Here is a 24,248-nt window from a genome sequence, read left to right as displayed (position 1 = left end):
CCGGTGCAAATAAGTATAAACAAACCCCTAAATCCTACAATCTTTTATTGAGTCTTGTTGCTATATAAAAAATCTTTCTAAAGAACCATCTTGGTAACAAAAAATTGAATTAATAATTAAGGAAAAATCTTATGGCAAATATTATGCTCTTCTATAAAAATATTACCCCAATTGACAAAATAATTCATAAAAATTTAAAATTTTCTCCTATAAATGATATGTCCTTTGCCAAGGACACCCACTGGGTTCCTTTAGCAAGTAGTGAATATTTTCAAGCTGCTCTAGACTATCCAATCTTGTTTATGTGTGCAGAAGACGAACAAAAGAAAAAACACTATACATCCATTGCTCTCGTCGGTCTTTCTAACGATGAAAATGATTATATTACTTCCGATAAAAATTGGGAACGGCGTACCTATATTCCTGCTTTTGTGCGTCGTTACCCTTTTGTTCTTGCACAAACTAGCAACGAAAAAGAATTGTCTGTTTGCTTTGATCAAAAATCTGGCATGTTTAATGAAGTGACAGGCATAGAACTTTTCAATTCAGATGGATCTATTTCACCCTTTACGGAAGAACGAATCCATTTTCTTGAAAACTTTAAAAACGCCATGGACACAACCTCTGAATTCATTAAGACTCTTGTAGATATGGATCTTTTGAGCCAAAAATCAATTAGTGTAAAAAACGATCAAGGACTTTCAGCACAACTAGAACATTTCTGGATAGTTGATGAAGAGAAACTAAATACTCTCTATGCTCATCAACTTTCAAAATTACATAAAAATGGCTTCCTAGGATTGATTTTTGCGCATCTCATGTCAATGAACAATCTTTTAAAAATACTATCTCTGAAAGGTGAAAAACATATTACCAACGCTGGAGATAAATCACAAAAAGAGAAAGCTAACTCTAACGAAGCAAAAGAAGCAAAATCTAAAAAGAAAGAAACAATCAACTAAAGATGTCCATGAAATATGACAGAAAAAAAGACAAAAACAACTTTTTAGTTCCAGCCGATTATGCTGTTTTGGAAGTAAGAAAAAATTGGTTGGATAATCTTACCCGATCACGTCGCATGGCTACACAGACAACACAAGCTTATGAACGTGATACGCGGCAGTTTTTGCTTTTTCTCTGTCGACATCTTGGGCATGAAACAACTTTTGATGATCTTGCTAATTTGCGTGTAGCTGACTTTCGTGCTTATCTTGCTTATCGTCGCACAAACAATATAGGCGCACGCTCTTTAAGCAGGGGTATGGCGGGTTTACGCTCTTTTTTTAACTACTTATCCCGTGAAAAGATCGTCTGTGTCCCAGCTGCTAAGCTGGTCAAAACACCAAAAAAACCACAATCACTACCAAGACCGCTAACTATAAAATCTGCCCTTCATATAGTTAAACAAGAAAATCAACAGGAAAATGCAGTATGGATCACTGCTCGCAACGCTGCTATCTTAATACTCCTTTATGGCTGTGGAATGCGAATATCTGAAGCCCTATCGCTAACACCAGAACAATTCTCTAATCCTGAAAAAACAAGCATATCCGTGGTTGGAAAAGGTGGAAAAGAACGCCTTGTTCCTCTAATTCCAATTGTTTATAAAGCTGTACAAAATTACCTTAAATGCTGCCCATATCCTTTAATTGATAATGAACCGATGTTCCGTGGTGCCCGAGGCGGTGTTTTACAGCCATCCATTGTTCAACGTGCTATTCGCATCTTACGTACCAATCTTGGTTTACCAGACACCACTACACCTCACACCTTGCGTCACTCTTTCGCTACCCATCTCTTATCGCGTGGAGGAGATTTACGTACCATTCAAGAACTTCTTGGACACGCCTGTCTATCCACTACTCAAATCTACACCCACGTCGATACAGATCACTTGTTAGAAGTTTATCAAAAAGCACATCCCCGTACCTGAAATTTTTGCACAAAAAATATATTAAAAAGATTCAACTTCAAGTGTTAACGCATGAACACATGTTGCTAACTCTTTCTGTAGCGCTTTATAAATTGCCCGATGGATCTCTACTCGTGTCATACCTGCAAAGGAAGAAGACAGAATTTTTATCCGAAAATGTGTTTCCCCTTTACCATCAAAAGCATATTCATCATGAGGATGTCCGGCATGAAGATGACTTTCATTAATCACATCAAGCTTTTGTGGACAAAAAGCATCCTGAAGCTTTGTCCTGATAATTGTTTGAACAACTGTAGACATTTTTTGTTCCTTCACAAAATGAACAATGCAATGAATTTTTTAGTCAACAAGTTTAAATATGAAAATAAATTTTTTAAAAGTCAATTCTTGTCAAATTGATTGATTTTGCATAAATCAAAGACATGGCAATAACATCTAAATTATTCGACTCAATTAGAATCAGCTCTAATAAAAAAGAACAAGCTGAATTGCAAACACAGCAGTGCCAGTGGCAAGATTGTGAAAAAGCGGGAACACACAAAGCACCGGCAGGCAGAAATCATGAAGGAAAGTATTTGTATTTTTGTATTGATCATGTGCGTGCCTATAATAAAAATTTTAATTACTTCTCTGGCCTTAGTGATAAAGATATAGCGAAATTTCAAAAGGATGCCATCATAGGACATCGCCCAACATGGCCTACTGATCTGAACAAAAGCGTATCAAAAAAGACAGCTGCAGGCTATTCCGAAATCCGCTCTGGAACAGCAGCTTATCAAAACCGTATGCGCGATCCATTCACTATGTTTACCCAACGTCATTCATCCAATACTCCTTCACGAAAACTAAAACCTTTAGAATCTAAAGCTTTTGATACATTGGGGCTACAAGCAAATGCTTCAGCTGAAGACATCAAAATGAAATATAAAGAGCTGGTTAAAAAACATCATCCTGATTCTAATGGTGGCAATCGCTCTTCAGAAGAGCGCTTCCGTGATGTTTTACATGCTTATAATTTGCTAAAAAAATCTGGCCTGTGCTAAGAAACATGCATTTACGAGCACATATTTTATCTAAACTATAATTGTTTATAGGATTGTAGAACATATGTTGGACTCCCCTTTTTATACCAAAGACCATGCTTTATAGATCATTGCATAAGTAGTCTAACTCTTGTATCGTTTTCTAACTAATAAAAATAAACAGCAAACCTCGTTCCAGAACAACAATGGCAAAAACAAAGCTTACAATCAAAAATGTACCTGATATCACAATCTGCGCGCGCGATCTATTTAATATTGATACAGACATAAAAGTGCCCGCTTTTAGCACAAAAACTCCCCATGTTCCTGATGTAGATACCGACTATCTTTTTGATCAGCAAACAACTTTAGCAATTTTAGCAGGCTTTGCATTTAACCGCCGTGTTATGGTTTCTGGTTATCACGGCACAGGTAAATCAACACATATTGAACAAATTGCTGCACGCCTCAACTGGCCTTGCATTCGAATTAATCTCGACAGCCATGTCAGCCGAATCGATTTAATCGGAAAAGACGCAATCGTCTTGGAAAATGGACTGCAAGTTACAGAATTTAAAGAGGGAATTTTGCCATGGGCTTATCAAAATAATATTGCTCTTGTTTTCGATGAATATGATGCGGGTCGACCTGATGTTATGTTTGTCATTCAACGTGTTCTTGAAACCTCTGGACGACTCAGCTTGCTTGATCAAAGCCGTGTCATAACGCCTCATCCAGCATTTCGTCTTTTTGCAACCGCAAACACTATTGGCCTTGGTGATACAACAGGACTCTATCACGGAACACAACAAATCAATCAAGCCCAAATGGATCGCTGGTCTATCGTAACGATACTTAATTATTTACCCCATGATAAAGAAGTGGACATTATTTGTTCACAGGTTAAATCTTTTCAAACAACCGAAGGCAAAAAGACAATTTCACAAATGGTGCATGTTGCTAATATGATACGTCAATCATTTACCAATGGGGATCTCTCGACTGTCATGAGTCCGCGTACTGTCATTACTTGGGCAGAAAATACCACAATTTTCCAAGATGTTGGCCTTGCCTTTAGATTAACCTTTTTGAATAAATGTGATGAACTTGAACGCACCATTGTCACAGAATTTTATCAACGTGCTTTTGGACAAGATCTTCCTGAATCGTGCATTCATGGTATCTAACCTTGAGGAATACCGTCAATCATGGCTATAGAAAACAGCAACAACAGCCAAAATATGACAAACAACTCTCTCATAAATTCCCATGGTATTGAATCTTTTAAAAAAGCAATTTCCACCTGTATACGCGCCATTGCTTGCACAAACAATCTTGAAGTTTCCTTTGATCACAGCAAGCCATTGCTGAATGGAAATTATGCGCATTTACCAAAATTACCACAACCTACGACAGATAAGGACATAGCCATCACCCGTGGACTAGGTGATTCCATAGCATTGCGCAAAGCATGGCATGACAACCATATCCACAAGCTCTTTGCCCCAATAGAATCAGAAGCACTTGCCGTCTTCGATACCCTCGAACAAACACGTGTTGAAGCAATAGGTACTTTAGCCATGAAAGGAATTGCACAAAACCTTGATGCAATGCTGTCTGATAAATACCAAAAGGCTCATTATAAAAAAGTTAACACACAAAGTGAGGCTCCTATACAAGAAGCAATCGCACTTTTGTTGCGCGAAAAGATAACAAAACGTCCTCCCCCAAAAGAAGCTGAGCCTATATTGGAATTGTGGCGTCATTCAATTGAACAAAAAGCTGCTGAAGAACTTAATGAACTTACACATCATATTCACAACCAATATACTTTCGCACAAATTGTCCGTAAAATGCTTTGTACACTCAAAATGGCAGCTCAATTAGAAGCAAATACAGATAATGACAGTGTCAATAACAAAAAATCCGTAAATAGGAATAGAGAACAAAATAAAAAAGAAGAAAAAAATAAAAAACACCCCCAAAGTGAAGAACAAACAACAACAAAACAAGAAAATGATGCGCAAGACAGAGGAAAAACGCAAACTACTCAATTAGATAATGATACCGAAACGGAGAAAAAGCAAAAAAAAGCTTGGCAAGAAAAGCATAGTAAATCAAAACGTTTTCTTGCAGTTTCAGACTCAATGGAAGAACTGAACGATTATAAAGTTTTTACCCGTCAATTTGATGAAATTTTAGAAGCAACTGATTTTTGCACTGAACGTGAATTAGATCATTTGCGCCGTAACCTTGATCAGCAACTGAACCATCTTCAAAAAATTGTCGGACGTTTAGCGAACCGCCTACAACGCCGCCTCATGGCACAACAAAATCGTGCTTGGAATTTTGATCTCGAAGAAGGATATCTTGATACAGCACGGCTACCGCGTCTTATTATTGATCCCATGCAATCCTTATCCTTCAAAATGGAAAGAAATACCCAATTTCGTGACACAGTCGTTTCATTACTCATTGATAATTCAGGATCAATGAGAGGAAGACCTATTACTGTTGCAGCAAGCTGTGCAGATATTTTAGCGCAAACTCTTGAACGTTGTGGAGTCAAAGTTGAAATTTTGGGCTTCACAACAAAAACTTGGAAAGGTGGGAAATCGCGTGAAGAATGGATAAACCAAAACAAACCTTATCATCCAGGACGCCTGAATGATTTGTGCCATATTATCTATAAAAGTGCTGATATACCATGGCGTCGTGCTCGACGCAATTTAGGTTTGATGATGCAAGAAGGGCTGCTAAAAGAAAATATCGATGGTGAAGCACTTATTTGGGCTCATCAGCGTCTTTTATCACGGCATGAACAGCGTCGTATACTCATGGTTATTTCTGATGGCGCACCTGTTGACGATTCAACACTGTCGGTGAATTGCAGCAATTATCTCGAAAAACATTTACGTACCGTAATTCAAGAAATCCAAACACATTCCCCTGTAGAACTCATTGCTATTGGAATTGGTCATGATGTCACACGCTATTATCAACGCGCTGTAACAATTATGAATGCTGAAGAATTGGCCAATGCCATAACAGAGCAACTAACAGCACTCTTTAGTAGTAAAAGAGCAAGAGCCTAACTTAAAAAAATTTAGAGCGACAAGCACTCAAATCAACTAATTAACACACATCAATTCCAATACACTAACCCGTAAAAAATACTTGTAATAAAACACAAATTTTAAAGCACAACCGCACACTGACACATCATAATGATAAGATAAATATCATTGTTTGTTACAAACGAAAGATACACCATTCTTTTGTACCGCTTTAAAAGAAGGTATAAAAACTACTAAGAATCACTCCATAAAGAATGAACAAAAATAGACCAATCATAAATCTTTATTGAAAATAACAACTGACACATGCATGAAAACAACCAAGATAGCCTATGCGGTAGCTATCGTTAGCCATTCCTAATGCCCCTATGCAACCACTGCATAAAGCGATTATTGCATTCATTGCTTAAAATCGAACAGGTAGACAAAAACGCGACTACAACAGTAAACAAAATACTGAATCAAAAATTCAAAATATTTATATCAAAGCTAGAAAAAACAGCACAAAGTAAAACAAAACATCCTCTGAAATCAGCGAAAACGATCAAGATCGCAATCGCCTTTGATTATGATGACGCTTGTTCAGCTTTTTTCTTAACAACCTGACGCTTTAACAAACGTGCACGTTGCGATAACTCTCTATCATCAGCTTTAATCAGAAAACCATCAAGACCACCACGATGCTCAACAGAACGCAAAGCATTTGCTGAAACACGTAAACGATAACTTTGCTGCAACACTTCCGAAATCAATGTCACATTGCAAAGATTTGGTAAAAAACGACGACGGGTCTTGTTGTTTGCATGGCTAACACTATTACCATACTGAACTGTTTTTCCCGTCAATTCGCAGGCACGAGACATAAACTTCACCTTTAAACTCTAAGAAATCCTTAAATCCCAACCCAGCAAAACAGAATGAATGCAAAGCAATACACCACCGCCTTGGACGGATGCCGTTGGGAAGCTTTGTCTCTAATAGGGTGTAGACAACAAAAGGTCAAGTCTTTTGTAAAGCTTTTGAGACCTCTACCGATGAATTCTCTAATCTATATATTTATTTTTAACACTCACTATGCTAAAAAAAACCTACCATGAGGAGAATGGATTACTCCATAGTGCGGGTTACCCTATGACAGAACACAAACGCTTTAGTTTTTCTTCGCTTCTGTTCAGTTTTTTTTGCTTGTGTTTTTTTCTACTTTTTAGTGCATTAAGTGTATGGCAAATACAACGATTGAACTGGAAAATAAATCTTATCACCAGTGTTGATCAACGCGTTCATTTACCTCCCATAAAAGCGCCACCCCAAAATCAATGGATGCATATTACTTTTGAAAAAGATGAATATCGGCCTGTAATCATCAAGGGAAAATTCCTACAAGATAAAAATATTTTCGTCACCGCTGTTGCCCAAAACACTAGTGGTTACTGGGTTTTAACACCTTTGCAAACAGCCGATAATGCACTGACCTTTGTGAATCGTGGCTTTATCCCCATGGATGCACGCCATCACTTTCAATATCCTGAAAAATCACACACAAATGATTCAGCCAATAAATATTCTACCACAGATGCAGAGCAAACGACAATTATAGGTCTTTTACGCATGAGTGAAAAAAATGGTTTCTTTCCACGCAAAAATAATCCTGATAAGGATTTGTGGTATACACGCGATATTCCTGCCATGGCACAAAAACTTGGCTTATCCCCTGTTGCACCTTATTTTATAGATGCAGGAAAAAAAACAGCTGCACAAGAAGCGTTCCCCATTGCTGGTCTAACTGTTATAAATTTTCAAAACAATCATCTTGTCTATGCTATCACATGGTTTATCCTAGCTGCTGGCGCTTTAGGTGCATCTATCTTCCTGCTACGACAAAAAAGATGAAAACAACATACCTACATATTAAACAGCAGTCAGGAGGTAGGTATAAAGACACCTCCTCTTTTAAAGATGACGCTTAGCATGAAGGTGCATAGCTAACGAAAACACGCAAAAGAAGCTACTTCTGTGCACAACAATCGAGAACTTATCAAAAAGGAAAGCGCTTTATCTCACCACATTTCATGAGCTTATAAGCTATAGCTTATTATCTAAAACTATCTCCATCAAAATATTTTATCTAATATTAAAACGCCTAAAAACATGTAAGAATTTTATCCCATCATAGATACTGATCGGTATAGTATATCATAACGGATAAATCCATAATGCTAATCAATAGCAGTTAAAATAATTCTTGTAATCGAAAATCAGGAATGAATGACAATAATCATGCTCATAAAGCATGATTATTGTCATAATACTTGATATTTAGAAAAACTTTATTATTCAGAAAATACTACATATAATTAATTGCATAATTAATTGCATAATTAGTTGCATAATTAACATGCACCTAAAACATGAAAAGCATTGCTAGAATTATATGTTGCAATAAGATAATCACTAAAAATAAAACTGCTAATGACGGAAATGCCGGATATCTGTGAAAACCATAGCTAAACCATGCGCGTCTGCTGCAGCAATGACCTCTTCATCACGTATTGATCCTCCTGGTTGAATAACTGCTGTTGCACCAGCTTCAGCAGCTATTAACAGACCATCCGCAAAAGGAAAAAATGCATCCGATGCAACCACTGACCCCTTCGTGGGAGATTCTGTTAAACCTACTCTTTGTGCACTTTTTTCAGCTTTATATGCAGCAATTTTAGCCGAATCAATACGGCTCATTTGACCAGCACCAATTCCAACTGTTGCACTATTTTTTGCATAAACAATAGCATTTGATTTGGTATGCTTTACCACACGAAAAGCAAATTGAAGGTCGCGCATTTCATCTTGACTTGGTGCCCTCTTTGTCACCACTTTCAGTTTCAAATCATCAATAACCACATTATCACGCGACTGCACTAAGATTCCCCCTGCAACTGTTTTGGAAATAATTCCCCCGCAACGAGGATCAGGTAAACCACCTGTAATCAGTAAACGAAGATTTTTTTTCTGTGCAATAATTTCACGTGCAGCCATTGTTGCATCAGGAGCAATAACCACTTCGGTGAAAATCTTGACAATTTCTTCAGCACATTCTTCATCAAGAGGCTGATTTAAAGCAACAATTCCTCCAAATGCTGACACATTATCACACATGAGAGCTTTCAAATAAGCCTCTTTTAAACTTTGTCCTTCCGCAACACCGCAAGGATTTGCATGTTTTACAAGGGCAACAGCAGAAGCTCTTTGCGGATCAAATTCCGCTACAAGCTCAAACGCTGCATCTGTATCATTTATATTGTTATAAGATAGTTCTTTACCTTGCAAAAGTTTTGCTGTTGCGACACCAACACGCTTATCACCACTGCGGTAAAATGCAGCCTGTTGATGTGGATTCTCTCCATAGCGCATAACATTTTCAAGATGACCAGAAAAACTTTGCCAAGATGGTGTTTTAATTTTTAGATCTTTTGCAAACCATGCCGCTATCGCTGCATCATAAGCAGCCGTATGCTCATAAGCACGCATTGCTAACTGACGCCGCATAAAAAAGCTTAAACATCCATCATGTTGCTTTAATTCAGCCAAAACTGAATCATAATCACTCACTGTTGTCACAACGCCGGTATAAGCGTGATTCTTCGCCGCAGCGCGAATCATTGCTGGTCCACCGATATCAATATTTTCAAGAATTGTTTGTTGATCAGCCTCAGATTGAGAAGTTTCTTCAAAAGGGTAAAGATTTACAACAACAAGATCAATTCCATTGATACCATGCTGCTCCATCGCAGCCGCATGATCAGGATTTTGTCTTACTCCTAATAAAGCACCATGAATCAAAGGATGGAGTGTTTTAACACGCCCATCCATTATTTCTGGAAAACCTGTAACCTCGGCAACATCTTTTACGGGTAAACCAGCGGCCATTAATACTTTAGCTGTTCCACCTGTCGAAATCAACTCAACACCATAAGCATGAAGCGCTTGTACAAACGCAACCAACCCTGTTTTATTAGAAACAGAAATAAGAACACGACGAACCCGATGAAGATCAGGTATGGAAAAATTTTTTACCACAACACCCATAACAGGAATCCTAAAAATTAAAGTGCCTAACATTCACATAAAACAAACTTATGTATTTGTAGCGTGCAACTTTATCAAATACAAAAATAGAATAACGTCCTTTTAGCATATCAAACAGGAAATAGCGCTATCTTTATCCATATTATTAGAGAAAAGAACATTGTTTCAACTAACGACGAACAAAACGCCAACGAACTTTTTCTTGGACTGCAGGACGAAAATATAAAACTATCTGTTGTGTGCGCTGTGGACCTGTTAATTCGGCAAAATCAATTGAATCTTCAAGATAAATATCAGCATCAGGCGATATGAAATACCATGACTGCCCATCCTCTACTGCTAAACATACGGAATTTCCATCGTAACTAACCTTAACATGCGGATGAAGATGAAATCTAACAGAAACGTTATTTTTTTCATTATGAACCATCTTTTGTCCGGCAAATTGCTTTTTATTTGGTGTAAAAAAGCGATCAAAACCTTCAATCATTGCTCCATTTGTCGCTAAAATAAGACCCCGCTCATAAACAAGATTAAAAGGCCGCAAATAACCATTATGACTAGCAATAAAACCTATCTTCTCTGAATCCTCTATACGCTGCACTTTAACATCTGTGGGTCCCTCAAGTAAAAAAGAGGTATCACACCTATTTTTTTTATGAAAAATACCTACTGAACAATTATTAACTGTCGCCGTTGAATGTGCTGCAGTAACCCGACCAAAATGTCGATACTCCTCACGCCCATCAGAATTAACACCTGTATTGATAACAAAGCGATGCCCCTGGGAAGACATTTCAAAAGATAAACACCCAGAACAAGCATGCTCTGAAGCAGAGCGAGGTGGGAACTTTCCTGTATCTGCAAGCACTGTTGTTTGATTAGCCTGTAAACGTTGAAATCCTGAATAACGTGCATAACTAAAAGGGCTACCCACTGTTTCATCAAACTTTAAAAGTGCTGATAATCGTTCAGGTGCTATAGCTCCAACCCCATTAAAATGCGCCAATGTTTGATCTTCATGGATAAAAAACCGCAAAGCTGGTAACATACGCTCAACAGAATCAATTAAAATGCGCGGCGCTGTTTCATTACTATGCATAAAAAGATGACGTAAAGATAATAAATCTGATAATAAATCCAGCAAAATAGCAGGACTACGCGAAATATGTCCACCATCAACCAAAATCTGACGTGAAAGTTCCTCTATTAGATAGGTTTGTACTTTTTTCTTCATTGCTGCAGAAACAGGCAAAGCGAGTGATGCAAATGTCAAAGCCACTGCTGCTTGTAAACGTTGATCGTTGTTTTCCATACTGCAAATCGTTACGCGCAAATAACGAAATTGAAAGCCAAGCGCACGCAAGAAACGCTTTGCAAACCGCTCACTTGCCCCTTTCAATAGCATTTGCGAATGACAAATCCACGAAATTAAACGCCGTGCTACAACTGGCTCACTCCAAGGAATCCCTTTTACGCTGTTACCACTATGATCAAGCCAATCATCAACAAGAGAGCGAGAATGCGCTGCAGCTAAATTACTATCTGCTGCCGTCATATGTCTCAGCCAATGAAAATTATGGAGAGCCACCTCCCATTCCGGTGTTGGCGGAATTAACGAAAAGGGAGAAACAGCACCAGAATGAACAACATGGCCAGCAAAAGTAAAACGACCATGGTAAAATTCAGGTACCTTAACTGGGTCAGCTAAATACAAATCAATAGGATGTGCTAAAATTTTATGGGGACTAAACCCTGAAAACCGCCAATGAAACAGTGGCCCAACCCATAAACGACGTATCCATTGGTGTGCTGTATATATAAAAGCTGACAACCTTATCTGAGGATATTTGACTGCAATCGCCACAATTTTATCTCCGTATATGCGTAATTGAGCACAATTTCAGCCATTTTAGTAAATGAACCGTTAATTAAGAAACTTTCCGAAAGCGCGCTGCAAAAAAACCATCCATTCCTAAAAACACTTTTCTTTCAGCATCAAAATTTTCATGGCAAAAATCGGCAGGCGTTGTGCGCAAAGTACCCTGAACAGAAAGTAAATGCGCCATAGCACCCATCTCTTCTTTACAAATAGGATCTAAAACAATGTCACTGCATGTCGATAAAATTTTCTCAATAAGATCTTCACCTTCTTCTTTTGCCAGTGAGCAGTTGGAAAAAACAAGGAAACCGTCTTTTTTCACCAAAGCAATTGCCGCCAAAACTAAGTCATATTGCAATGCGGCTAATTTAACGATATCATTTGCTGATTTAGTCCATAAAATATCTGGATGACGACGTATTGTGCCTGTTGAAGAACAAGGAGCATCAAGAAGAACAGCATCAAACAGCTGGTCAGGATGAAAATTTTTGACATCACCCTTCCAATAGCGGACTGAAAAATGAAGACGATCCATATTAGCTTTTAAACGCTTCAACCGATTTGCAGACATATCAACTGCCATCACATCAGCTCCTTTTAAAGCTAATTGTGCTGTTTTTCCCCCAGGACTTGCACAAAGATCAGCAACCTGTTTGCCACGAATATCCCCAAGTAAACAAGCAGGCAATGCTGCTGCAAAATCTTGAACCCACCAATCACCTTCTGCATACCCCGGTAAATCAGAGATAGAACCATCCAAACTATTAAGCCGCACTGAACCATTGGGTAAAACAACACCACCAAGTCGTTCTGCCCATCCAATACTATCGGATTTTACGGTTAAGTCTAAGGGAGGCTCAGTGCTTTGAATTTCTAAAATCTGATTGGCTTTTTCTATTCCATAAGCTGAAATCAAAAGCTGTCCAAACCATGTTGGAACCTCTTCAGTAGTAAAAATTTGTTGGCGTAAAAACACTGCTTCACGTGCAATATTACGTAAAATCGCATTCACGAATCCTGAAAAACGATACATACGGGGATCAGTTTTTGCCACATGTACAGCTAAATCAATAGCAGCATGATCAGGGATATTAAGATAAAGAATTTGTGCTACACTGATGTGTAAAAGATGCTGAAGTGATAACGCTTTTGAAGGCAAAGGCCGAGTCAAAAAACGCAATAAAGCAGCTGTAATCTGCCCACGATGACGCAAAGATGCTCCCAAAATAGCCCGACACAACAAGCGATCTCGAGGTGAAAGCTCCAAATACTGTGGGTGTCCATGTTCATTATCTGTTACACCAGAAAGAGGCGTATGCTTATCAATTACCGCCCCCAAAAGACGAACACACACTCTCCTAACACCTAATCCTAGAATACTGGTTTCGGACACATACCCCGCTTTTTTGTGTTTCAAAATAATGCCTTCACCTTTGTAAGAGCCTTATGATTAAAACTTCTTTGAATTTTCATAACGAAGCCAAGAAGGACGCTTTGTAACTCGTTGAAAAGAACTTTTTTCTTTATCACTCAGTGTACTAGTTTTAGCATTACAGTTTGGGTTATCGTAGTTTAAGTTGCTGCTGTTTTCATAAATCCCAACTTTTTCTCCCCACTCCATGCTTGTGGCTACCAATCCTTTCATCTCTTCTGCTTGCCGATGAAGAGCTGCGATACGATTCGCAGTCGCTGGATGAGTAGAAAAAAGGCTATCGGCTCCTTCACCGCTCAAAGGATTGATAATAAACATATGCGCTGTTGCCGGATTATACTCCGCATTTTCGTTATATACTGTATGTCCACCACCTGCAATCTTGCTTAAAGCAGAAGCCAACCATAGAGGATTACCACATATTTCAGCACCACGACGATCAGCAGCATATTCACGCGTACGACTAATAGCCATTTGTACCAACATAGCTGCAAAAGGCGCTACAAATAAAGCAACAACACTCCCAAGCATTCCAGAACCATGAGAATTTTCTGAAGAATTCCGATGCCCTCCCATAAAAAAAGCTAAATTACCAAGCATCGAAATCGCTCCTGCAATCGTTGCAGTCAGAGTCATTATTAACGTATCACGATGCTCAATATGAGCCAACTCATGAGCCATAACACCAGAAATTTCCTCCGGACTCAACTGTTCTAATAACCCAGTACTTGCAGCAACAGCAGCGTTTTGAGGATTACGACCCGTAGCAAAAGCATTTGGTTGTTCGCTCTCAATAACGTAAACCTTCGGTTGAGGAAGAGAGGCTTTTCTAGTCAATTCGCTTACAATTTTATAATAAATCGGCGACGAATGCTGATCAACCTCACGAGCACCATACATTCGTAGAACGATTTTATCTGAATTCCAATAAGAAAAAAAGTTTATCCCTCCTGCCATCAAAAATGCCACAACCATACCATTACTACCTCCAACTAAATAACCAACAGCCATAAAAAGAGCAGTCATAAAAGCTAAAAGTATTGCTGTACGCATTATGTTCATTACTAAAAAAACTCCATGATAAAATATAACTAATACTATATGATGGGACTTTTTTACTGCTTATTCAATGGAATTGAGATATAAAATGGACAAAAAAAACACAAAAATAGGTAAACAGCACACAATAACCTACAAACAGCGGTCATTTTCTCCAGAAGCACAACGTGCCCTAAACGAAGCTGCTGAAAGGCGAAAAAGTGAAACAAATGAAAATAAACCTTTAGAAAACGGTGGACGCGGCGGCAAAGACCCTTCACGCTATGGAGATTGGGAAATTAAAGGCCGCGCCATTGACTTTTGAAAGACTTACTTTTGATTTCTAAAAAACTACGCCCTTCTTTACAGAGGAGTTATTTTTCAAACCAAAATAAATAACAACCGCTACTCTACATTAAATCTTCTAAAAATATACTAGATGACATTTTGGAATAACTATGCCTCTAATGCCGACGCAGATGCTTCTTCAGCGGCTTGTTTTGCTGCAGCTATGCGTTCTTGCGCCTTTTTTCCAGGCTCACCTTTGCGCGGATTATTGCGCACAGGGCGCTTTTTTAAACCAGCAGCATCCAAAAATCGTAAAACACGATCTGTTGGCTGAGCACCTTGACCAAGCCAATACTGAATACGTTCTTCGTTAAGCTTTACACGCAGCCCCTCTTTAGGTAACATGGGATCCCATGCACCAACACGCTCAAGAAATCGACCATCGCGTGGGCTACGTGCGTCTGCAACGACAATATGATAGTAAGGACGTTTTTTTGAACCTCCACGGGACAAACGAATTTTCAATGCCATATTTTATCTCCTATTGTCAGCTCTGGACTTCGTTTAAATTTACTTGTTCTATTTTTAGCTCTTCAGCAATCATTTCATGATGACGCACAACTTCCTTAATGATAAATTTTAAAAATAACTCAGCAAAATCAGGGTCAAGACAGCTATCTACAGCCAATTGCCGTAAACGTTCTATCTGATATTTCTCACGCAGAGGATCTACTGTGGGCAAATCATAACGGGCTTTTAAACGCCCAATTGCCTGTGTACAACGAAAACGCTCTGCTAAAACATGAACTAACATTGCATCAAAATTATCAACAGATGTTCGTAAATTCGTTAATTCATCCAATATTTTTTTCTGCGTCATACTTCCTTCCTACTCTTCATCTTACTTTTTCTTGGGATAGTTAGGAAATTTTCTCTCATTTTTAGAAAAATCAGGAAGTATAGGTCCACGCCCAGGAAGACCTGGCAATTTTCCTCCTAAATTACCATTTTCAACCTGCTTTTGTAGTACTGATAATTGATTTGGATCAAACCCTGATAAATCTGGCATAGAACCAGAATCTTTACCAAAAGCGCCTGCACTACTAAACCCCATTTTAGAGCTCAACCCCCCTAACATTTTGCCCATTAAGCCACTTTTGCCCTTACCTCCCATAGCCTTCACCATATCAGCCATTTGGCGATGCATTTTTAAAAGTTTATTAATATCTGCAGCGCTTGTACCGGATCCCTTAGCAATCCGCTGCTTACGGCTATGTTTCAAAAGTTCAGGATTAGTACGCTCTAGAGGGGTCATTGATGAAATAATAGCCAATTGACGATTAAATAAACGGTCGTCAAGACCCGCAGCTGCAATTTGATCTTTTGCCTTCCCCAAACCCGGCAGCATTCCCATGATACCTCCTATGCCTCCAAGTTTTTTCATTTTCTGCAATTGCTCTGCAAGATCATTCAAATCAAATTTTCCAGCCTGTATCTTTTTAGCAAAAGCGGAAGCTTTCTCATGATCAAGTGTTTCAGCAGCTTTTTCAACCAAAGAAACAATATCACCCATTCCTAGAATACGATCTGCAATACGACGAGGATGAAACTCTTCCAGAGCATCTATTTTTTCACCAATTCCGATTGCCTTAATCGGCTTACCTGTAACAGCACGCATTGAAAGAGCAGCACCACCGCGACCGTCACTATCCATACGTGTTAAAATAATTCCTGTAATCCCCACACGCTCATCAAAAGAACGCGCAAGATGAACAGCATCTTGACCAGTCAAACTATCAGCAACCAACATAATTTCATGGGGAAGAGAAGAGGCTTTAATTTCAGTCAATTCAAGCATTAAAGCTTCATCAATATGATTACGACCTGCCGTATCAAGAATGAGTATATCATAACCACCCAATTTAGCTGCTTGTACTGCACGTGATGCAATATCTATGGGAGATTGACCTTCTACAATAGGTAAACTTGCAATTTCTGCCTGTTCTCCTAATTGACGCAATTGTTCCTGTGCTGCAGGACGGCGTGTATCTAACGACGCCATTAAAACTTTTTTATTGTGTTTGTTGGTTAAGCGCTTTGCAAGCTTTGCTGTTGTCGTTGTTTTTCCAGAACCTTGCAAACCAATCATCATGATAACAACAGGGGCAGGAGCATTTAAATCACTTAATACACCTTCACTTCCGAGTATATTAACAAGTTCGTCATGAACAATCTTAACAACCATCTGACCAGGTTTAATTGATTTAACAATTGCAGAACCAACAGCTTTTTCACGAACTTTATCAGTAAAAGAACGAGCAACATCGAGAGCTACATCAGCTTCCAACAAAGCACGACGAATCTCGCGGAGTGCTGCCGATACATCCTGATCTGACAGAACACCGCGCCCTGTTAAATTAGACAAAATAGAACCAAGTCGCTCTTGCAAAGACTCAAACATTATTGACCTCATTGCCACATAATAAACAAACCAAAATAGCACCCGAGAACGCATCGCGTCGTCAGATGTTGACCTCTGGGATCTCTTTATACCAACAAGCAGGGTCCCAGTCAGTGGCTCCAAGTTAATTCTTAATTACTGAATGCTTCGCTCTTCAAACAACAAAATCCCCACTTTGTCAAGATTTATCATACACTTCCCTTGTACATGAGAGCATCAAAGCAGAAAATATTTTGATCCTAATATTTTATAGCTGCTTATCATTTTCACCGTCAACACGCACAAAATGTCCTGTTTTATGTTCCATACTCCATAATCCACCACTGGATATATCAAACCAAGCCCCATGCAGCATTAAAATTCCCTTATCTTTGCGTAACTTTATCCACGGAAATGTCTCTAGATTTTTCAAAGAATTACGAATCGAAAGCTGCTCTAATGCGGTCTGTTTCTCTAATGCGGTTAGCAAGTTATCACTGACAACTGTTTTTGCCGCAGGTGCTAAAAGACCCATCCATTGACCAATAAAATCATCTGATGTTAAAGATTTCCATGATTCCTTGAGAACAGTACCAACTCCCCCACAGTGAGCATGTCCTAAAATGACAATATGCTTAACTTCAAGTAATTGTACTGCGAATTCAATAGCTGCTGATGTTGCATGATATTGCCTATCAGGAGAAAAAGGAGGTACCAAATTTGCCACATTGCGTAATACAAAAATTTCACCCGGTTTAGCATTAAAAATCGCTTCTGGTATCGCTCGCGAATCGCAACAAGCGATTACCAAAATTTCAGGTTTTTGTCCTTCCTCTGCCAATTGTTGATAATGTGTTGTCTTATATGAAAAATTATTTCTTATAAAAGACTGGTAACCACTTAAAAGTCTTTCTGGTAAACGCGTCATTGCTATATTTACTTTCATTTTATATGTTTTAAAAACAAGCTGTTACATGCAAGGACACTAAAAACGTCTCCCCTTTAACGCAAGATATTTTCTGAAATAGAAAAAATAATTTTATATCACGAAACCAATAAATAACTACTTCCTGTAAAAAGAAGGTGCTACACTACAAAGAATGGTGTACAAATCTGCTCTTGCAAAAGAAGGGATTACTAGGAGTCAAAAAGGGAAAGTTATTGTGTCAAAACAAAAAGCATCAGAAATAAAAAATCATCAAGATAAAATAAAACAAGTTCTTTTTGCCCACACCGACAGAGAAGATATTGTTTATTACAAAGATAACGAACTCCAAAAAGCTATAACCACTGCTATTGAGGCTTTCAATCTGCATAAAATAGGAAAAAGCACCATCTGCTTTGAACAAAATTTAACTCGTAATAACAAACCAATAACTGTTATCACACTCGTCAATGACAACAAACCCTTCCTTCTTGATTCCATTTTAAATGTATTCAACCAATATACAAACAACATTTACTTGATTGCGCATCCGATCCTTGATTGTGATTCTGGACAACGCATCAGTCTAATGCAAATTCATATCGAATCACTACACGAACAGCAAATACAAAAGCTCAAAGATGAAATTTCCCTAGTTCTTGAACAAGTTAATGCAGCTGTACAAAGCTGGAAGCCTATGCTTGCAGAAGTTGAAAAGCATATCCACGCCTATAAAACAAACCTTCCAGAAAGATATCAAGAAGAAGGTGAAAAAGCTATTGAATTTCTTAAATGGCTTATGGACAATAATTTCATCTTCCTAGGAATGCGCGCTTATAACTTTATCAAAAATCAAGAACCAACAAAAGCTTTTGTAGCCAGTGGAATCAAACTCGGTATTCTCACTGATGCTTCCATTCGTATTATTGGTGATGCTCGCGTAGAAGAACCTCCACAAGAAATTCTATCCTTTATGGAAAGTGATAACCTGTTGATCGTAACAAAAGCCAACAGCCGCTCAAAAATCCACCGTCCTGTTTGGCTCGATTATATTGGTCTGAAAATCTTTAATAAAGAAAATCAGCTGTGTGGAGAATTGCGCATTGTAGGATTATTTACCTCTTCAGCTTATACGCACTCCATTTTGCAAATCCCCTTTTTAAAAGAGAAAGCAAAAACCATTATTCAACGCCTTGGCTATAATCTTACTGACTATTCTGGAAAAGCTCTTATCGATGTTTTAGAAACTTATCCAAGAGATGAAATGTTTCGATCTGATATTGATACATTAACAGAAAACTCCAAACTCATCATGAGATTAGACGAACGTCCACGTTTACGAGTGCTGGCTCATATCGATACTTTTGGACGCTTTGTTTCTACACTTGTCTATATCCCACGTGACCAATATAGCAGTAATATTCGTGAAAAAATTGGTAAATATTTTGTCGACCTTTACCAAGGCGATTTTTTTGAATCTTATCCTCTTTTCTTAGAAAGTACGCTCATCCGTGTCCATTATATTATCCACAGAAAAGGGAGCGAAAGCGCTCCTATTATCGATCGTACAACGCTTGAACAAAATGTACAATCCATAACACAAAGCTGGGAGGGCAGTATTCAAACCATAGCTCTTGCCCACAAAGCAACAACAGAACAAGTATGTTTAGCAAGTCAATTTCCTAACAGCTACCGTGACTTATTTTCAGCTGAAAATGCCATTAAAGATGCAGGGCATATTTTAAGTCTCAACGAAAAAAGACCGCTTTTCGTTACATTTTCTCATATTCAAAATCATAATAAAGAGAAACAAACAATTTCTCTTAGGCTCTTTAACCGCTATGAAGCACTTGCCCTTTCCAAACGCGTTCCACTCCTTGAAAATATGGGGTTTCGGGTTATCGCAGAACAAACACTGGAATTGCCAGACGGCAATAGAAACTCTGTATATCTTCATGATATGCAACTAGAAAGTGCTTTTCAACTCTGTATTGATTTTGATAAAAATGGAGCAAAACACGCCGAAACATTTGAAGCTGTTTGGGCGCAAAATGCTGATAACGACGCCTTTAATGCTTTAACCCAAACTGCCCACCTTAATTGGCGTGAAATCGTTATTCTACGACATTATGGACGCTATCTGCAACAAACTGGAATCCCTTATTCACAAAAACGGGTTGCTCAGGCTTTAAACACATATCCTGATATTACTCAAGATCTTTACGCTTTATTTCATTTAAAATTTCATCAAAGCTACACACAAAAAGAGAGAGAAAAAAACGAACAAATTATTCAACAACGCATTGAAGAAAAATTACAGAATGTACCAGGTTTAGATGACGATCTCATTTTACGCCGTTATCGTAATCTCATTGAAGCAAGTTTAAGAACTAATGCCTTTACCCCTCTTCAAGATGGGAGTCCGCGTCGTATTTTAGCAACAAAATTGAATCCACGCAAAATTGAAGGTTTACCTGAACCGCGCCCTTATCGAGAAATTTTCGTTTATGGACCAGAAGTGGAAGGAGTTCACTTGCGCTTTGGTCCTATCGCTCGCGGAGGAATTCGTTGGTCAGATCGTGCATTGGATTATCGTACTGAAGTGCTAGACTTAGTTAAAGCCCAGCAGGTCAAAAACGCCGTCATTGTCCCTGTAGGTGCAAAAGGTGGATTTTATCCTCATAATCTTCCCCAAACTAACGATCGTGCCGAAGTAACAGAAGCTGCACGACAAGCCTATATTGGCTTTATCACAGCTTTGCTTTCCATTACAGATAATCTAATCAATGACAAAATAAGTGCACCAAACAATATCATTTGCCATGATGATAATGATCCTTATTTTGTTGTCGCTGCAGACAAAGGCACTGCAACATTTTCTGATACTGCAAACGCTATTAGCCAAGCCGGTCATTTTTGGCTCGATGATGCTTTCGCCTCTGGAGGATCTGCAGGCTACGACCACAAAGCCGTAGGAATTACCGCTAAAGGCGCATGGGAAGCTGTTAAAAGGCATTTCCGAGAATCATTCAATCACGATATCCAAACAACCCCTTTCACTTGTGTTGGCGTTGGTGATATGTCTGGAGACGTTTTTGGAAATGGGATGTTACTTTCCAAACAAACAAAACTTATTGCCGCCTTTGATCACAGAGATATCTTTATCGACCCAGACCCAAACACAACTGAAAGCTACGCAGAGCGTATGCGGCTTTTTCAGCTTCCTCGCTCAAGTTGGCAAGATTATAATCAAACAAAATTGTCAAAAGGTGGTGGAATCTTCTCAAGAACAGCAAAAACTATTACTCTCTCACCTGAAGCCGCAAAAGCTATTGACTTTGAAAAGCAAACAGGAACACCATTTGAAATTATCTCTGCTATTCTCAAAGCACCTGTAGATCTTTTGTGGTTTGGTGGGATTGGCACTTATATACGATCGACAACAGAGACAGATATGCAAGCAGGAGATCGCACAAATGATGCACTGCGTATTACGGGTAAACAAGTGCGTGCAAAAGTTATCGGTGAAGGAGCAAACCTCGGTCTTACACAACGTGGTCGTATTGAATATATCTTAAATGGTGGGCGATGCAATACCGATGCTATTGATAACTCTGCAGGAGTTAATTGTTCCGATGTTGAAGTCAATATCAAAATTGTTCTTGCGTCAGCACTGCGTGCAAAAACGCTTACTCGACAAGCACGTGATGAGCTTTTAAAAATAATGACTCCACAAGTTGAGAAATTGGTTCTGCGTAATAATTACTTGCAACCACTTGCCCTGTCCTTGGCAGAAACCAGAAGTGTCGTTGATTTGCCTTATCAAATACGATTTATGCATGATCTAGAACAGAAAAAACTTCTAGATCGTAGAGTAGAAATTCTACCTGACGAGCAAACTTTACGTCAAAGAATGACTCAAGGACTAGGTCTTGTACGCCCAGAACTCGCGGTTATTTTGGCTTACGCCAAATTAACTCTGCAAGAAGAAGTTGCTCGCAGCCCTATTGTTAATGACAGTTATTTCAATACTACTTTATTGAATTATTTTCCAACACAAATTCAGAAAAACTTTGAAAAGGAAATCATTAACCATCAATTACGTCGTGATATTATTGCAACTCTTATTGCCAATGATATTGTAAATCGTGGGGGGCCTACTTTTGTTAATAGTCTACAAGATACGACAGAACAAAAGACTGAAAATATTATTCGAGTTTTCATTGCACTGCGTGATGGCTTTGAAATTCCTCAATTATCTCACCAAATTGATAACCTTGATAATGCAATACCCGGTATTGTTCAAAATAAATTCTACGCAGCAATTACCTCAATGCTCTTTGAGACAACCAATTGGGGATTGCGCAATATGGATCTTTCTATTCCATTAGAAGAACTGGTTGAAACAATTAAGCAAGCTCGTACTGTTGTAGAAAAACAGCTTATGCATCCAAACGGTAAGGATATTCATCAAAAAATTAAAGAAAAAGTGATATATTATAGCGAAGAAGGAGCACCAAAAACCTTAGCAAAGCGATTATCTCTTTTGGAAGCTGCTCCAATAATTTGTGATATTTTTTTGATTGCCAAACAAAGCAACAGCGATCTTGTTACAACGACAAAAATCTACTCTTCACTTGCCCAAATCATTCGCATGAACCGCATTAATGAAGCTAGTCGAACAATTCCTGTCCTTGATTATTATGATAGTATGGCTTTAAATCAAACTAAAGAAAATATTACTGAAAGCTTACGACAAATCACTGTAAAAATCCTAAAAAATTACGGAGAAGAAGATGATCCATTTGTAGCTTGGAGCAAAGCAGAAAAAGATCACATTCACAATGTCACGAATCGAATCAGTGCTCTTATCGAAAATGATCTTAACATTTCTCGCTTTACCTTCGCTGCAAGTATGATCGCCCAACTTCAAAATACTGCCTTGTAGACTTAAAACAGCGCAAGATGGCCAATCTAAAAATCCTAATTCTACCCAAACCATGGATAATCAATGAGGTATATCAATTAATGTATCAACAGTCACACTCTGAATTGACAAAGAAAAACTGTCGAAAGCTAAGAAAACTAAAATTCATTATGAGCAACACTGATGCGTAACGTATAACCATTTTTGCTTATCTCTTCGCATATAGCTATTATGTTGTTATAAAAGGATGCACCTGCAAACATATCGAAAACATAATTTCTATTTTAGGTGAAAAAAAATCATATTGATCTGTATAAAGAGTATCAGAAAAAGCATAAAGAAGATAACTCAAATACAAGTGCGTCCATCATGATATCAATTAACAACACATCGATGAAACGAACACATTCTCTTCCAGAGAATCAGTAGAAACATAATCATAAATTCTTAATATTTATGCGAATGCGACAGGTACACAAAAAATCTGTTGTAACGCATTTTCAAACCATTGGCTCAAAGCCTTATCGTAAACTAAACGACCTTTTAAATGCTCAGAAGCAGGCTGAGCACCTTTTTCGGTTAATTTTTGTGCCGAATCTACCACCAAACGCCGTATCATAGAACGTGTAAATTCAGCATGAAATTGCAAACCCCACGCATTGTTTCCATAGCGGAAGGCTTGTGTCGGATATGTCTGCCCTGTTGCTAAAAGAACTGCCTCTTTAGGTAAATCATAAATACCTTCGTTATGAAAATGGTAAACCATTTTTGGCCAATCCATAATAGCCTTACCTTTAGAAGTAGCTTCTAGTGGGTACCAGCCAACCTCAACAGCTCCATCGCTTCTTGCACCAACACGCCCTCCCAAATTTCGTGCTAACATTTGTGCTCCAAGACAAATACCTAAAAAAGGCTTATTTTCTTTCAGCGACAAAGAGATCCAGTCAATTTCTTCACCAATATATGAATCCCTATCGTTCACACTCATTTGTCCTCCCAAAATAACAACACCGGCATAACATTCCAATGTATGGGGAAGTTTTTGCCCCAAAATAGGTCGATAAATATCAATGACAAAACCACTTTGTTGCAAAAATTTTCCCAGACGGCCAGTATATCTAGATTGGCGATGCATAACTACTGCAATTCTTGGTTTGTCACTTTTTTGCTGTTTACCAAGACACTTTTTTACCAAAAACAT

19 protein-coding genes are annotated in these 24,248 nt (G+C 38.4%); 8 read left to right on the top strand and 11 right to left on the bottom strand.

Translation table 11 applies throughout. The features are described 5' to 3' along the window. Positions 1 to 131: 131 nt before the first annotated feature. Both V3565_RS03790 and V3565_RS03785 read left to right on the top strand, forming a co-directional pair. Positions 132 to 962 carry a SapC family protein gene (locus V3565_RS03790; RefSeq protein WP_455477886.1) on the top strand — a complete coding sequence of 277 codons (831 nt, stop codon included), beginning with the start codon at positions 132 to 134 and terminating at the stop codon, positions 960 to 962. Between the two features lie 2 nt (positions 963 to 964). After that, positions 965 to 1,933 carry a tyrosine recombinase XerC gene (locus V3565_RS03785; RefSeq protein ID WP_455477885.1) on the top strand — a complete coding sequence of 323 codons (969 nt, stop codon included), beginning with the start codon at positions 965 to 967 and terminating at the stop codon, positions 1,931 to 1,933. Positions 1,934 to 1,954: 21 nt separating this feature from the next. On the opposite strand, the gene V3565_RS03780 is transcribed toward V3565_RS03785, so the two are convergent. After that, positions 1,955 to 2,233, bottom strand: coding sequence for a BolA family protein (locus V3565_RS03780; RefSeq protein WP_455477884.1), 279 nt, complete (start codon positions 2,231 to 2,233; stop codon positions 1,955 to 1,957). Between the two features lie 122 nt (positions 2,234 to 2,355). Here V3565_RS03780 and V3565_RS03775 point away from each other — a divergent pair, with 122 nt between their 5' ends. The 3 genes from V3565_RS03775 (at position 2,356) to cobT (ending at position 6,050) form a co-directional block, all read left to right on the top strand. After that, complete coding sequence (locus tag V3565_RS03775; RefSeq protein WP_455477883.1) at positions 2,356 to 2,976, top strand: J domain-containing protein; 621 nt, start codon at positions 2,356 to 2,358, stop codon at positions 2,974 to 2,976. A 185-nt stretch (positions 2,977 to 3,161) separates the two neighbouring features. Next, positions 3,162 to 4,142 (top strand): cobaltochelatase subunit CobS, encoded by a 981-nt coding sequence (gene cobS, locus V3565_RS03770; RefSeq protein WP_455477882.1) that lies wholly within the window; start codon positions 3,162 to 3,164, stop codon positions 4,140 to 4,142. Between the two features lie 21 nt (positions 4,143 to 4,163). Next, positions 4,164 to 6,050 carry a cobaltochelatase subunit CobT gene (gene cobT / locus V3565_RS03765; protein WP_455477881.1) on the top strand — a complete coding sequence of 629 codons (1,887 nt, stop codon included), beginning with the start codon at positions 4,164 to 4,166 and terminating at the stop codon, positions 6,048 to 6,050. 548 nt (positions 6,051 to 6,598) lie between these two features. Here the strand turns inward: cobT and rpmB are convergent. Next, positions 6,599 to 6,895 (bottom strand): 50S ribosomal protein L28, encoded by a 297-nt coding sequence (rpmB, locus tag V3565_RS03760; protein WP_455477880.1) that lies wholly within the window; start codon positions 6,893 to 6,895, stop codon positions 6,599 to 6,601. Positions 6,896 to 7,163: 268 nt separating this feature from the next. Here rpmB and V3565_RS03755 point away from each other — a divergent pair, with 268 nt between their 5' ends. Further along, positions 7,164 to 7,922 carry an SURF1 family protein gene (locus V3565_RS03755; protein WP_455477879.1) on the top strand — a complete coding sequence of 253 codons (759 nt, stop codon included), beginning with the start codon at positions 7,164 to 7,166 and terminating at the stop codon, positions 7,920 to 7,922. A 576-nt stretch (positions 7,923 to 8,498) separates the two neighbouring features. Here the strand turns inward: V3565_RS03755 and purH are convergent. From purH to htpX, 4 genes are all read right to left on the bottom strand, one after another. Then, positions 8,499 to 10,115 (bottom strand): bifunctional phosphoribosylaminoimidazolecarboxamide formyltransferase/IMP cyclohydrolase, encoded by a 1,617-nt coding sequence (purH, locus tag V3565_RS03750; protein ID WP_455477878.1) that lies wholly within the window; start codon positions 10,113 to 10,115, stop codon positions 8,499 to 8,501. Positions 10,116 to 10,284: 169 nt separating this feature from the next. After that, positions 10,285 to 11,982 (bottom strand): heparinase II/III family protein, encoded by a 1,698-nt coding sequence (locus V3565_RS03745; protein ID WP_455477877.1) that lies wholly within the window; start codon positions 11,980 to 11,982, stop codon positions 10,285 to 10,287. Positions 11,983 to 12,046: 64 nt separating this feature from the next. Next, positions 12,047 to 13,414, bottom strand: coding sequence for an RsmB/NOP family class I SAM-dependent RNA methyltransferase (locus tag V3565_RS03740; protein ID WP_455477876.1), 1,368 nt, complete (start codon positions 13,412 to 13,414; stop codon positions 12,047 to 12,049). 33 nt (positions 13,415 to 13,447) lie between these two features. Further along, complete coding sequence (gene htpX, locus V3565_RS03735; protein WP_455477875.1) at positions 13,448 to 14,491, bottom strand: zinc metalloprotease HtpX; 1,044 nt, start codon at positions 14,489 to 14,491, stop codon at positions 13,448 to 13,450. Positions 14,492 to 14,576: 85 nt separating this feature from the next. On the opposite strand from htpX, the gene V3565_RS03730 reads away from it, so the two are divergent. Next, positions 14,577 to 14,792, top strand: a complete 216-nt coding sequence (locus V3565_RS03730; RefSeq protein ID WP_455477874.1) for a DUF1674 domain-containing protein — start codon at positions 14,577 to 14,579, stop codon at positions 14,790 to 14,792. Between the two features lie 131 nt (positions 14,793 to 14,923). Here V3565_RS03730 and rpsP read toward each other — a convergent pair whose 3' ends face one another. The 4 genes from rpsP to V3565_RS03710 all read right to left on the bottom strand — a co-directional run bounded on the left by rpsP (position 14,924) and on the right by V3565_RS03710 (position 18,123). Beyond that, on the bottom strand, positions 14,924 to 15,286 hold the full coding sequence (gene rpsP, locus V3565_RS03725; protein WP_455477873.1) for a 30S ribosomal protein S16: 363 nt from the start codon (positions 15,284 to 15,286) through the stop codon (positions 14,924 to 14,926). Positions 15,287 to 15,302: 16 nt separating this feature from the next. Continuing rightward, positions 15,303 to 15,635: a chorismate mutase gene (locus tag V3565_RS03720; protein WP_455477872.1), complete on the bottom strand. Its 333-nt coding sequence runs from the start codon at positions 15,633 to 15,635 to the stop codon at positions 15,303 to 15,305. 21 nt (positions 15,636 to 15,656) lie between these two features. Further along, complete coding sequence (ffh, locus tag V3565_RS03715; RefSeq protein ID WP_455477871.1) at positions 15,657 to 17,216, bottom strand: signal recognition particle protein; 1,560 nt, start codon at positions 17,214 to 17,216, stop codon at positions 15,657 to 15,659. Positions 17,217 to 17,463: 247 nt separating this feature from the next. Beyond that, on the bottom strand, positions 17,464 to 18,123 hold the full coding sequence (locus tag V3565_RS03710; RefSeq protein WP_455478863.1) for a carbonic anhydrase: 660 nt from the start codon (positions 18,121 to 18,123) through the stop codon (positions 17,464 to 17,466). Between the two features lie 235 nt (positions 18,124 to 18,358). On the opposite strand from V3565_RS03710, the gene V3565_RS03705 reads away from it, so the two are divergent. Then, complete coding sequence (locus tag V3565_RS03705) at positions 18,359 to 23,068, top strand: NAD-glutamate dehydrogenase (protein ID WP_455478862.1); 4,710 nt, start codon at positions 18,359 to 18,361, stop codon at positions 23,066 to 23,068. A 433-nt stretch (positions 23,069 to 23,501) separates the two neighbouring features. Here V3565_RS03705 and V3565_RS03700 read toward each other — a convergent pair whose 3' ends face one another. Beyond that, positions 23,502 to 24,248: a glutamine amidotransferase gene (locus V3565_RS03700; protein ID WP_455477870.1), complete on the bottom strand. Its 747-nt coding sequence runs from the start codon at positions 24,246 to 24,248 to the stop codon at positions 23,502 to 23,504.

It is taken from the genome of Bartonella sp. B10, from assembly GCF_053794435.1.
The sequence above is the reverse complement of the archived record's forward strand: the minus strand, read 5'-3'. Positions and strand labels throughout refer to the sequence as shown.

Coding starts and splice junctions, on each gene's coding strand:
- V3565_RS03790 (WP_455477886.1), top strand. CDS start 132: ATGGCAAATATTATGCTCTTCTATAAAAATATTACCCCAATTGACAAA.
- V3565_RS03785 (WP_455477885.1), top strand. CDS start 965: ATGTCCATGAAATATGACAGAAAAAAAGACAAAAACAACTTTTTAGTT.
- V3565_RS03780 (WP_455477884.1), bottom strand. CDS start 2,233: ATGTCTACAGTTGTTCAAACAATTATCAGGACAAAGCTTCAGGATGCT.
- V3565_RS03775 (WP_455477883.1), top strand. CDS start 2,356: ATGGCAATAACATCTAAATTATTCGACTCAATTAGAATCAGCTCTAAT.
- cobS (WP_455477882.1), top strand. CDS start 3,162: ATGGCAAAAACAAAGCTTACAATCAAAAATGTACCTGATATCACAATC.
- cobT (WP_455477881.1), top strand. CDS start 4,164: ATGGCTATAGAAAACAGCAACAACAGCCAAAATATGACAAACAACTCT.
- rpmB (WP_455477880.1), bottom strand. CDS start 6,895: ATGTCTCGTGCCTGCGAATTGACGGGAAAAACAGTTCAGTATGGTAAT.
- V3565_RS03755 (WP_455477879.1), top strand. CDS start 7,164: ATGACAGAACACAAACGCTTTAGTTTTTCTTCGCTTCTGTTCAGTTTT.
- purH (WP_455477878.1), bottom strand. CDS start 10,115: ATGGGTGTTGTGGTAAAAAATTTTTCCATACCTGATCTTCATCGGGTT.
- htpX (WP_455477875.1), bottom strand. CDS start 14,491: ATGAACATAATGCGTACAGCAATACTTTTAGCTTTTATGACTGCTCTT.
- V3565_RS03730 (WP_455477874.1), top strand. CDS start 14,577: ATGGACAAAAAAAACACAAAAATAGGTAAACAGCACACAATAACCTAC.
- rpsP (WP_455477873.1), bottom strand. CDS start 15,286: ATGGCATTGAAAATTCGTTTGTCCCGTGGAGGTTCAAAAAAACGTCCT.
- V3565_RS03720 (WP_455477872.1), bottom strand. CDS start 15,635: ATGACGCAGAAAAAAATATTGGATGAATTAACGAATTTACGAACATCT.
- ffh (WP_455477871.1), bottom strand. CDS start 17,216: ATGTTTGAGTCTTTGCAAGAGCGACTTGGTTCTATTTTGTCTAATTTA.
- V3565_RS03710 (WP_455478863.1), bottom strand. CDS start 18,123: ATGACGCGTTTACCAGAAAGACTTTTAAGTGGTTACCAGTCTTTTATA.
- V3565_RS03700 (WP_455477870.1), bottom strand. CDS start 24,248: ATGTTTTTGGTAAAAAAGTGTCTTGGTAAACAGCAAAAAAGTGACAAA.